Genomic DNA, 12,055 nt, shown 5'->3' on the forward strand with positions numbered 1-12,055 from the left:
CCACCGGCTCGCTCGACAGCGCGCCGCTCACCGCCACCCTCCTCGCGGGCGGCAAGTCCAACCTCACCTACCGCATCGACGGCGGCGCCCGCCCGATGGTGCTGCGTCGCCCGCCGCTCGGGCACGTGCTGCGCACCGCGCACGACATGGCCCGCGAGTTCCGCATCATCCAAGCGTTGGCCGGCACCGACGTGCCCGTGCCCGCCGCCTACGTGCTCGTCGACGACGCCGACGGCACCGCGGGCGTCGGCACCGACTTCTACCTGATGGAGCTCGTCGAGGGACGCATCCTGCGCGCCGCCTCCGACAACGCCGGCTACGACCCCGAGACGCTCCGCGGCCTGGGCTTCCGCCTCGTCGAGACGCTCGCCGCCCTGCACGCGATCGACCCGGCCGACGTGGGCCTTGCCGACTTCGGCCGCCCCGACGGGTACCTCGCCCGCCAGGTGCGCCGGTGGGGGCAGCAGTACGACGGCTCGCGCAGCCGCGACGTGCCCGAGCTCGACCGGCTGCTCGAGCGCATCGCGAACGACATCCCCGAGACGCGGTTCACGTCGCTGCTGCACGGCGACTTCCGGCTCGACAACGTGCTCGTCGCGCACGACGCAGGCGGCCGCGCGAGCGTCGCGGCGATCCTCGACTGGGAGATGGCGACCATCGGCGACTCGCTCGCCGACCTCGGGCTGCTCGGCCTCTACTGGAACCTCGCCGAGGTCGGCCTCGGTTCGCCCGACCTCGGCCTCACGGCGATCGACCCGGCGGTCGGGTATCCCGAGTTCGACGAGCTCTGTGCGAGGTACGCCGAGCTCAGGGGCATCCGCCTGCCGTCGCTGTCGTGGTACCTCGCGTTCGCGGCGCTGAAGCTCGCGATCATCCTCGAGGGCATCCACTACCGGCACGAGGCCGGCGAGACACTCGGGCCCGGGTTCGACGGCATCGGCAACCTCGTCGCGCCGCTCGCGCGGTACGGCCTGCGCGCGCTCGAGGAGGACGCCTGATGGACTTCGCACCCAGCGCCCGCGCCGCCGCTGTCGCCGACGAGACCCGCCGGTTCCTCGACGAGGAGGTGCTGCCGGCCGAGCCGGTGCTCGCGGCGCAACTCGCGGCGACCCCCGGCGAGTGGAACTTCCGCCCGGTCGTCGACGACCTGCGGCGGGCCGCCCGCGAGCGCGGCCTCTGGAACCTGTTCCTCCCCGGCACCCGCAACGACGGCAGCGCTGGGCTGTCGAACCTCGACTACGCGCCCGTCGCCGAGCTCAGCGGTCGCAGCCCGAAGCTCGCGCCGGTCGCGATGAACTGCGCGGCGCCCGACACGGGCAACATGGAGCTGCTCAACGACTTCGGCACCGCGGAGCAGCGCGACGAGTGGCTGGCGCCGCTGCTCGATGCGCGCATCCGCTCGGCCTTCTGCATGACCGAGCCCGAGGTCGCGTCGTCGGATGCGACGAACATCGCCACCCGCATTCGTCGCGACGGCGACGAGTTCGTGATCTCGGGGCGCAAGTGGTGGTCGACGGGGGCGATGAACCCCGACGCGACGCTGTTCATCGTGATGGGCAAGACCGACCCGGATGCTGCGCGCCATCGCCAGCAGTCGATGGTGCTCGTGCCCCGTGACGCCCCCGGCGTCGAGGTCGTGCGGCCGCTCACCGTGTTCGGCTACGACGACCGCGACCACGGCGGGCATGCGGAGGTCGCGTTCCACGACGTGCGCGTGCCGGTCGCGAACCTGCTCGGCGGGGAGGGCGAGGGGTTCGCGATGGCCCAGGCGCGGCTCGGGCCCGGCCGCATCCACCACTGCATGCGCCTCATCGGCATGGGCGAGCGCGCCATCGAGCTGATGCGCGAGCGCGCCGGGTCGCGGGTCGCGTTCGGGCGGCCGCTCGCCGAGCAGGGCGTGGTGCGCGAGTGGATCGCCCGCTCGCGCGTCGAGCTCGAGGCGATGCGCCTGCTCGTGCTGAAGACCGCGTGGCTCATGGACACCGTCGGCAACCGGCAGGCGATGACCGAGATCCAGTCGATCAAGATCGCCGTGCCCGGCACCGTGCAGGGCATCCTCGACCGCGCGATCCAGCTGCACGGGGGCGGTGGAGTCTCGAGCGACCACCCGCTCGCCGAGATGTACGCTGCCGCCCGTACCTTGCGCCTCGCCGACGGCCCCGACGAGGTGCACCTGAACTCCCTGGGGCGCGCGCAGCTGCGCGAACCCGCCTGACCTCCCCCGCACACGCACCGTCAACGACGACGAAAGGCACCGACCATGACCGACCGCATCATCGAGGGCTACGGACGCGCGACCATGTCGATCGCGGCGATCCTCGCCGAGACCGCGCACCGGCAGCCCGACAACGTGGCCCTCATCTGGAACGACGAGCAGGTCAGGTACGGCGAGCTCTGGGACCAGACCCGCGCCTACGCCGGCGCCCTGCGCGACCGCCGGGTCGGCCCGGGCGACCGGGTCGCGATGATCGTGCCGAACGTGCCCGACTTCGCGCGGGTGTACTACGCGGTGCTCTCGCTCGGCGCGGTCGTCGTGCCGGTGCACCTGCTCTTCAAGGCCGACGAGATCGAGTACGTGCTGCGCGACTCGGGCGCGGTGCTCGCGGTCGTCGCCGCACCGATGCTGCAGGAGGCCGGCGCCGCCGCCGCGCGTGCGGGCGTGCCGATGGTCTCGGTGCTGCTGCCCGACGCCATGAAGGAGCAGGTTCCGGTGCCGCGGCTGGAGGACGAGGCATCCGCTGCCCTGCCCATCGAGCGGTACGCGTCGGTCTCGCCGATGGAGGCCGCTACGGTGCTCTACACGAGCGGCACGACCGGCAAGCCGAAGGGCGCGGTCGGCATGCACCTCGGCATGATCGAGCAGGTCAACGCGAACCTCATCGACACGTTTCCGATGCGCAGCGACGACGTGGTGTTCGGCGGCCTGCCCCTGTTCCACACGTATGGGCAGATGGCGGTGCTGAACATCTCGTTCCGCAAGGGCGCGGCGATCATCCTGCTGCCGAAGTTCGACCCCGACGAGGCGCTCGCGCTCATGACCCGGCACGGGGCGACGCTGTTCACGGCGGTGCCGACGATGTACATCGCACTGCTGCACGCGGCGCGCACGCAGTCGGAGCACCCGCAGCTGCGGTTCGCCGTGTCGGGCGGGGCAGCGCTGCCGGTGAGCGTGCTCGAGGAGTTCGAGCGCACCTTCGGCGCCGAGGTGCACGAGGGCTACGGGCTGACCGAGACGTCGCCGACCGTGGCGTTCAACTCGGTCGGCGTGCCGACCCGCCCCGGCACCGTGGGCACTCCGCTCTGGGGTGTGGACGTGGAGATCGCCGACGCCGAGGTCGAGGATCGCATCGTGCTGCTGCCGCACGGCGAGGCCGGCGAGATCGTGGTGCGCGGGCACGCGCTGTTCGCGGGGTATCTGGCGATGCCGGATGCCACGGAGGCGGCGTTCACCAACGGCTGGTTCCGCACCGGCGACATCGGCACGAAAGACGACGACGACTACATCACGATCTGCGACCGCAAGAAGGACATGATCGTGCGCAACGGCTACAACGTCTACCCGAGCGAGGTCGAGGCCGTGCTCATCCAGCACCCCGCCATCGCCAACATCGCCGTCTTCGGCCTGTCAGACGAGACCCGCGGCCAGGAGGTCAACGCGGCGGCCGTGCTCGAGCCCGGCGCATCCGTCACCGAGGCCGAGCTCATCGCCTGGGCCCAGGAACGCATGGCCGCCTACAAGTACCCCCGCCACATCGACTTCGTCGCCGAGCTGCCGCTGGGCGCGAGCGGCAAGGTGCTCAAGCGGGAGCTCGTGGCGCGGTACTCGGCGGCGGTGGCGACGAACTGAGGTCACTAGCGGCCGCACGTGCCGTGTGGTCGTTGGTAGTCACCGGGTCAAGCCAGAGATGCTCTGCGAATTGCCTGGTGGGCCGGGGTAGCGGCCGCCGGGGGCACCTACGCGGGTGCCCCCGTGGTGAGCCACGCAAGATCGTTGTAGGCGGTGTCCTTCGAGTGATCGTGACCGCACTCAAACTGGTCGGCACGGATGTCCGCAGCCACCGCTTCGATCTTCGCACGGATCGTGTCAAGGAGCTCAGCGTCCACGCCCTCATTGAGGTGGTCGCCTTTCTCATCCAGGTTGAGCACCTGGATCCGGTCCGCTGACTCGCCAGTCAGTTCTTGGTACCCGAGCGCGTAGACACTGAGTTGATCGCGGGTCGTAGCGGTCTTCTGCGCGTCTTCCGTCGACTTGAAGTCGACGATCGATACTTCCCCCGTCTCGAGCCTCTTGATGAGATCCACGCGCCCGTCAACCGTGACGCCCGGCGCGACGACCACCTCGATCTGCTTCTCTGAGTGCACGGTCCGGGTGAGATCCTCCCCGTGGTCGTCGAAGTAGTTGTTCAGCGCCTTCAAGGCCGCCCGACGCAACTGATCGCGTAGCGCCGGGTATGCGTACGGCGTGTGGAGGTGGCGGTTGACGAGATCCTCAGCTTCAGCCTTGGTGGGCACGTCTCCGGCATGCGCGCGCTTGTGCATCTCGGCGAGCGCGTCGTGGAGACCCTTGCCGTAGCCGAGCGCCTCATGGATGGGCGGGTTGAACCCGTACATGAACCGCAACTTGAACTGGTAAGGGCACTCCAGCAGGTACTTCAGCTCGGAGAACGAGATGGCGATCGCCGGTGTCTCCGTCTTCGGCACCGACGTGAGACGTTCCACGATAGGCAATCCTGGGTCGGCCGTGAGCACCCAGTCGGAGCCGGACGCATCACGGAAGAAGTCGGACTGGCGTCGTGCTTGCTGGTTGGACGCGATGGGTGCCCAGGACATGTAAAGGTACTTCTGCGCGCGAGTGACTGCGACGTAGAACAGTCGAGTCTCCTCCGAGAGACCGCCCCGATATCGAGCGCCGTTCGGGACTGCTTCGATTGGTACTACGTGGAACACGTTCACGCCGCCGCTCGCGCGAATGGGGAAGCGGTTCTTCCTCAAGCACGGCACGAATACGGCCGGCCATTGCATCCCCTTCGCCCGATGGACTGTCGTGATCGTGACCGCGTCAGGCGTGGCGAATCCTGCATCGTCGTCTGCTTCCTCGTAGTACGCCGGTGCCTGTCGATCATCTGTGATGAATCGGACGAATCCCTCGTACTTGCGCTTCGGGTCGGACGCGAAGTTGATCGCCTCGAAGTCTGAGATCACTTGGGAGAACTTCCCGAGCTGGTACATCACCAACTCTGCCCGCGCAGGCGTGCCAGGGATCGTCGCCTCACGGACGTCCATCGCCTCGAGCACGTCGAGGTAGAGACGCTGGACGTTGTAGGTGCCCCACCGGTCGCCGCGACTGAAGTCAGAGCCTTCCTCGAGAATCCGTATGCCGCGTGCCAACAGTTCGGGTGAGCCAAGAATGTCGGCCTGATCGAACAGGCTCCTCAGGGCGGCTTCATCGATCTCACCGACCATGAACTGGAACATGCCAACGAGTGCCTCGATCTCCGGCGCATCGAACAACCGCGCGAGTCCCTTGATGATGTACGGGATGCCGCGGCGCCGGAACTCATCGACCACAGGTTCGGCGTCTTTGACAGTGCGATAGAGCACCGCGCAGTCCGACCATGACAGTCCTCGCGGTGCAGCATCAGGTGTGTCGGTGAAAGGCATCCCCCGCAGTGCTTCGATGCGATCGACGATCCATGCGGCTTCTTCATCTGGACCCGCAAACTCTAGTGCGAGCATGTCACCTCGCTCCCAGACCTGATGCGATGCGTACTCCATCGCCTTCGGAAGTCGCTCATCTGGTGGGAGCCACTCAGCAATGGTGCGGCCCAAGCGCACGACGCCCTTGGACGAACGGAAATTGTCGGCGAGCTCAATCGTGTGGACATCGTCGTGCCGGTTGGCAAAGGTGAGGATGTTCGAGACCTCGGAGCCACGCCACTGGTAGATCGTCTGATCGTCATCGCCGACGACACAGAGGTTAGCGCCCCACCGGATGAGGCCGGCGATCAGCTTCTCCTGAAGGGGGTTCACGTCCTGGTACTCGTCGACGACGACATACTTGATGTCCTCGCGAATATGCCGCAACAGCTCCAACTCTGGGGTGGTGAGGTCGGGATCATCAGGATCGGACTCAAGGAAGGCGACAGCGGTAGCAATCATTGCCGTGTAGTCGAAGTACTTCCGACGCGACAGAAGGTCCGCATACGAACGCAAGCTGTCGGCGACCCCGTCAGGCACGAGCTCGAAGTCGACCTCGTCCTCCTGAAGGATCGAGAGCACCTGCATGTACAGCTTCGAGTCTGCGTAGCGCCACAGCGTCGGCCGGCTCGGGGCGGTAGAGGGACATGTCGTGAGCCCTGACTTCGTCGATTCACGGTCAATCAGCAGACGCTGCGTTATGTCCGTGAGGACTCCGTACTTGAACGCTTCGGGCACGTAGGTCTGCAGCAGGTTGAGAGCGAACCCGTGCATCGTACCCACGTACATCTCGGCCAAGCCCGTCATCTCGCCATGTTCGTCGTGAACGATGCGGTGGATACGCTCCTTCAGCTCCGCCGCGGCTTTCTCAGTGAAGGTGAACGCGATCACGTTCCCGGGCCGCGCACCCGGGAGGTCTAGGATCCGCGAAATTCTTTGCGAAATCACCTGCGTCTTGCCGGAACCCGCGCAAGCGATCAGCTGGAGAGGCGAAGCGAGTTCGTCGATTGCAGCCTGTTGAGATGGAGTGTATTCGGGCATCACCGCGAGGCTACCGCCGAGGTCAGACACTTCGGGCGGGACTGTGTCTGGGACTCACTTAGTCCTCGTAGAGGTACAGCGGATGCGCGTCTGAGATTACGTCTAGACCGTGCGCTGCGATCGCTTTGCGCACGACAGCGCCAGCCCGCACAAAGCTCGGGAGGCGAAGGTCGAGCACCGTGTTGGGATGGATCTCCGGTCGGAATCCGAAGAGATCGGGACGCCCCAACCCGTGCGGTGGTGGACACGGTACGCCTTCCCCCGCAAGCAGGCGGCACCTCTTCTTCAGCGCAAGCCATACGGTCTTGCTGAGCCATCCATCGAGTCCGCGGAGTTGTTCGCCATCGTCAACGAGCGGGAAGTATGCCATAACGCCGCGGAGGCTGGTTTTGGGGACCGTACCCGACTGATACCGACGAATCGAGGTCTCGCTGAGAGTTCCGTAGAGATAGCGTCGGAGTTGATACACCAGGACCACGTAGTCACGATCTATGCCGCCTGCCAACCGTGACGGATCCTGTGAGCGGTTTACGGGCTCTCGGATCAGGTTGCTGTGAATCAACTCGAGAATGTGACGCTTGATGCGATGAACTGAACGTGATCGCATGCTCGTCGTGCGGATGCCTATCGCGTGGCCGAGGAATTCAACCTGAGTGGTGCTTCGCATCTCCGCCTCGCTGCTCTCGGGGAGCACGAGGAGTGAGACACCAGGGCTTTTGGCCGCGTTGATCTGAGGGCCGATCGCGTCGGAGGCTGTGTGTAGCGCCTCGACGGCTTGCGTGATCTTCTCGTAGTTCGGGCTCCAAATCATCGTGTCGTCGGCGTACCGCGCGAACCCCACGCCGAGCCTTTCGAGTGCCCGATCGAGATCTGCCGCTGCGAGGTTAGCAAGGAAGAGACTGATCGACGTCCCCTGCGGAACGCCGACCTCCCGAGGGGCTGCGTCGAGAGCACGATCACGAGCGTCGAGGAACGGTGCAGGCGTTCGTAGGAAGCCCTCGATCAGGCGAAGCTCGATGGGAGTAGCCATGACCCCGATGCGATCGATTGTCTGGACAAGGTGGTCGTGGCGGATGTGGTCGAAGAACTTCGAGAAGTCGTATTCGGCGATGAAGAGACGGTGTTCGCGCGAGAACTCAGCGCGCATGTAGGCGATCGCGTCGTGGGGCGTGAGGTCCGATCTGTAGGCGTACGCTCGCGAGCTGAGCCGCGCCGTGTTCTTCTTCCTCAAACTGACGAAGAGCCTGCTCGAAATGACTTCGTCAGCGATCGGAAACATGCTGACGATGCGCTCGCCACCACCCGGCTTCGGGACGGTGAATCCCGCCGGTCGTCCGGGCGTATAGGTCCCGGCTTTCAGCTTGGCAGTAATCGCTCGCGCGATCCTCGGAGCGCGAGCACGGACGAGATATGGGTTCAAGCCCGGGTCAATCTCCCAGATTGAAGGGCGGATGGCTTCTCGTAGAGGAGGGGTTCCTCGTGTGCGTCGGCGACGCCGCATGTTCTCGTCCGCCACCTCCTTCGCATAGGCCTCATGCTGAGCGATTAGTGTGTTGGCACGATCAGTGATCGCGTCCTCCAGTTTGTGCCACATCGAAACCCCCGCGCTTTCGAAACCGGGGCGGGTTGCCCCGCCCCGGTCGGCTTCGCACTCGTCAAATTGTGTTGTCACTTCCAGAGTGCTGACGCACCCGGGCGCGTACCGCGGACGGCGATCATCCGTGCTCGCGGTCAAACAGAGCGAGGCCTAACCCCGCTGGGGGCCTGAGGCGATCGTAACCGAAGTCACTCTTCGCCTGCGTCGACGATCTCCACAGCCGAGGACGGCTCTCCTGAACCGGCAGATGTACCAAACTCGCGGAAACCGGGGAAGTCAGGGAAGAGCTTGCGTGCCGAGCGGTCATAGCTGCCGTCCAGATAGCGAAGCAACTTCGACTTGAGGCTCGACTTGATTACGACGGCGACAAACGGGAGCCTTCGTGGCGCTCCCCGCCCACGTTCCCCGGCGAACGCCAGAGTTCCCGGCGGAAGCGACTCGAACGGAACACCAAAGCTTCGGAAGACACCGAAATCGCCGTCTGGGACCCGGCCTGCAACGAAGTAGCCCTCTTGCGCGGCCGCACGAACATTGGGCTCAACTGTTCGGACGAGGAATGGATCTCCCGTGAGTGCCTGCTCGAGAGTGTTGGCCCACGGAGAAGCCAAGTTGCCCATCATGAGCGGGGCGTCGCCGGAACTGTGCACTGGCCAACCGGTGACATTCAGCGCAAGCAGTAGGCCGCTCTTGCTTGCGCCGTCGATACTCGGGTCCTGGCAGGCAAACCAGAGCGCAGTCATTGGATTTGACGTGAAGTCCACAAGACGAGTGGGCACCCCATAGTGCTGCAAGTCGGCGAGAAGCTGCAGATCATCAATCAGCCCATACCGTCCGACGCCAAGACCCCAGTTTCGTGCACGTTGGAGCGTGTCTAGCTCACGCTCGCGAACAGCAGCCTCGTCGTTACTGAGGCTCTCCCTCGCCAGTGCGCGCTGAATCGAGGCCTCGACCGTGTAGTCGGCGCTGCTCATTCCACGCCAGGCGAAACGTTGTCCCGTGCTGTAGGCACCGATCGCCCCTAGGGTCGCCATCACCTCGGTCGCAGAAGTTGGCGTGACCGAGTACCCAGTCGCTTTCCAGACATCGCCGATCGAGCGTGGCACTACCCGACCTCAAGCACCTTCATGACCTCGTCGCCGTAGTCGTTGATAACCTTGACGGCGATCTTGCCGGTCGAGGGAGTATCGAACGGCACCGAGACGGGGCGGTATAGAGCCGCCCATGCCTCGGGATGGATCTCGGTCTTGAGCGCGGTCTTGAGCGCCTTGTAGGGATCATTGTCGCCGAGGAAGTAGGCGTGGCGCACGAAGAAGCTCTCGCCGTCATAGTTGGTGTCAATCATCCAGAGCGCGATTTCCTTGGTGGAGTTCGAGCGCACTTCGCCCGACGTCGGGTCGTAAACGTCGATGCCACGCACCTCCACCTCCCACTGGGAGTCGACTGAGCGAAGCCCGAGGTCTGGCTCGCCGAAGACCGTGAAGAGGTTGCCTGAGCCTGTCTTCTTGAGTTCCTCGCCCATGAGCAGATCAACGTTCATACGGACGACGAGAACCTTTACGCGGCCAAGGTCGCGCACGCCGGCGACGACGGCGAAGCCCTCGTCGTCGGTCTCAACGCCGAGCTGCGGATCGAAGGCGAATCCCAGCACAGCGACGATCGGGATGTCCGCATCGACCGCCTCCCGCGCTGCGTTCTTGATGAAGGATGCCGAGACGGTGCCGTACTGAGGCCCTAGGGCGATCGCAAGCTGCTCGGCCGACTCCTTCTGCGTGCCGATTGCCTGCATGTAGGCGCCGGGGTGTGATTCGATCGACTCGAAGACTAGGCGTTCCGTTTTGCGACCGTTCTGGATACCGGCGGCGCGCAGGTTCGTGAGGATGGACTGCTCGAACGAGGGCGTGTCTGCGTCGGTGGAGCCAGGGCGAAGGTCGTCGGCCTCGCTGAACGAGACACTCCGGTGCGGCGACAGCGACTCAACAGTGAACGGGCCGGAGACCCGCACGCGTGACTTGTCCTCCTCCGGCTTGTCATAGAGCAACTCGAAGTCGGCATGCAGCTTGATCGCCGCGTCGATCTCTTCGCGCGTCATGCCCTCGCGGATATCAGGGTTGTTCGCGATCGACTTCAGCGTGATGTGCTGGACCTTCTTGTACACGAACCCGTGCCGTAGATCGCCGCCTGTCAGCGCGGGCGGAAGCCCTTGGATCTTTCGGCCTTCGTCGGTGTCTGCCTTAACGTAGTACGGGAACTTCGCGCCGACGAGTCGCTGTCGCGCGAGCGCGAGAGCGACTCGAGAAGTATCGATAGTGATCCAGCGACGACCCCATTGTTCAGCCACGAACGCTGTTGTGCCGGATCCGCATGTCGGGTCGAGAACGAGGTCGCCTGGGTCAGTTGCCATTAGCATGCACCGCTCGATGACCCTGTTGGCAGTCTGAACGACGTAGACTTTATCGCCGCCGAACTGGCCCTGACCGAGCGTGTCGGTCCAGAGGTTCGAGATCGGCGCAGCTGGGAAATCATCTACGTATCGGATGTAGCCAAGATTCGCTCCCGATCCTGCATACACGCGCCCGGCGTCGACGAGGCGCTGCATGCCGACGCGATTGGTCTTCCAACCGCCCTTCTGAGGAGTAACAGTCTTGCCGTTCACCGTCACCGGAAAAACGGTGGTTTGGCCAACGCGCGTCGTCTGGGATGTGAGGTTGTCCACACCATAGGCTCGAGCACCCTCCGGGAGCGTCGCCCCGGCGCGCTCGTCTCTTGTGAGGGGACGGGTCGATCCGTCAGGCAACTCGACAGATGTGTAGAGCGATGATGCATCGCCACCAACAGACTTCGTACGGTAGAGCTGCCGATACTTTGCTGAACCGAGATCCTTCGAGTACGCGACGACGAAGTTCAAGACGTTCGCCAACACATCGGTTCCGCCGGCGAAGCTCCCCGCGCCACTTGTCGTCGCGAACGCGATCTGCGTCATGAAGTTCTCCATGCCGAAGATTTCGTCCATCAGACTCCGAACAAGATGCACATTCTCGTCGCCGATCTGAACGAAAACACTGCCGCTGTCCGTGAGCAGATCCCGCGCAACGACGAGACGATCACGGAGATAGGTCAAATAGGAGTGAATCCCCAGTTCCCAGGTATCCCGAAACGCCTTGATCTGCTCCGCCTCCCGCGCGGCATCATCGAGCTTGCCGTCCTTCACGTCGCGCCTCGACGCACGCGCCTGCCAGTTCGATCCGAACTTGATGCCGTAGGGCGGGTCGATGTAGATCATCTGCACCTTGCCGCGCAATGCCTCGCGCTCAGCGAGTGAGCCCATGACCTGCAAGCTGTCGCCTAGGATCATCCGGTTCTTCCACGACTCCTCGTGCTGGTAGAACTCGACCGCACTCAGTTCATCCAGTTCATCGAAGTAATCGAAGTCGAAGAGGCTCGGGACCTCGTCGGAAGGCGTGACCTTTGATTGATTCCTCAGGTTCTCGACGAGCGCCTGAGGAGCGATCTTCTCCTGGATGTAGATCGGCGGGGCATCGACGACGAGGTGTTCGCCGTCCTGAGCGTCCTTACCTCTCCAGACGAGCTGCGGGTCAAGCTCGGCGTTTCTCGGGTATCGCAAAGGCGGCAGTGCTTCTTTGGACTCGTCATAGAAGGTCACCGCAGCATCCGCTGTGGGAATGTTGGACCGCTTATCGTCATGGTCGTACGCGGTGACCT

Annotated in this window: 7 protein-coding genes; 3 read left to right on the forward strand and 4 right to left on the reverse strand. The window is 64.6% G+C overall.

Annotated features, from left to right (window positions below; all coding sequences use genetic code 11):
* The first annotated feature begins 74 nt into the window (after nucleotides 1-74).
* The 3 genes from QUE38_RS06255 to QUE38_RS06265 are packed head-to-tail and all read left to right on the forward strand — an operon-like array spanning nucleotide 75 to nucleotide 3,847.
* Nucleotides 75-998 (forward strand): phosphotransferase family protein, encoded by a 924-nt coding sequence (locus QUE38_RS06255; protein ID WP_286311679.1) that lies wholly within the window; start codon nucleotides 75-77, stop codon nucleotides 996-998.
* Entirely contained in the window at nucleotides 998-2,215 is a 1,218-nt protein-coding gene (locus QUE38_RS06260) for an acyl-CoA dehydrogenase family protein (protein ID WP_286310768.1), read from the forward strand. Before QUE38_RS06255 ends, QUE38_RS06260 begins: the two co-directional genes overlap by 1 nt.
* Nucleotides 2,216-2,260: 45 nt before the next feature.
* Entirely contained in the window at nucleotides 2,261-3,847 is a 1,587-nt protein-coding gene (locus tag QUE38_RS06265) for a long-chain-fatty-acid--CoA ligase (protein WP_286310770.1), read from the forward strand.
* 107 nt (nucleotides 3,848-3,954) lie between these two features.
* On the opposite strand, the gene QUE38_RS06270 is transcribed toward QUE38_RS06265, so the two are convergent.
* The 4 genes from QUE38_RS06270 to QUE38_RS06285 all read right to left on the reverse strand — a co-directional run bounded on the left by QUE38_RS06270 (nucleotide 3,955) and on the right by QUE38_RS06285 (nucleotide 11,996).
* Nucleotides 3,955-6,738 (reverse strand): ATP-dependent helicase, encoded by a 2,784-nt coding sequence (locus tag QUE38_RS06270; protein ID WP_286310772.1) that lies wholly within the window; start codon nucleotides 6,736-6,738, stop codon nucleotides 3,955-3,957.
* A 58-nt stretch (nucleotides 6,739-6,796) separates the two neighbouring features.
* A complete protein-coding gene (locus QUE38_RS06275; RefSeq protein WP_286310773.1) occupies nucleotides 6,797-8,254 on the reverse strand; it encodes a reverse transcriptase domain-containing protein in 1,458 nt (485 codons plus the stop codon).
* Between the two features lie 269 nt (nucleotides 8,255-8,523).
* Entirely contained in the window at nucleotides 8,524-9,306 is a 783-nt protein-coding gene (locus QUE38_RS06280) for an FRG domain-containing protein (protein ID WP_286310774.1), read from the reverse strand.
* A 131-nt stretch (nucleotides 9,307-9,437) separates the two neighbouring features.
* Nucleotides 9,438-11,996, reverse strand: a complete 2,559-nt coding sequence (locus tag QUE38_RS06285) for a site-specific DNA-methyltransferase (protein ID WP_286310776.1) — start codon at nucleotides 11,994-11,996, stop codon at nucleotides 9,438-9,440.
* Nucleotides 11,997-12,055 lie beyond the last annotated feature (59 nt).

Source organism: Agromyces mangrovi, from assembly GCF_030296695.1.
Classification (GTDB): domain Bacteria; phylum Actinomycetota; class Actinomycetes; order Actinomycetales; family Microbacteriaceae; genus Agromyces; species Agromyces mangrovi.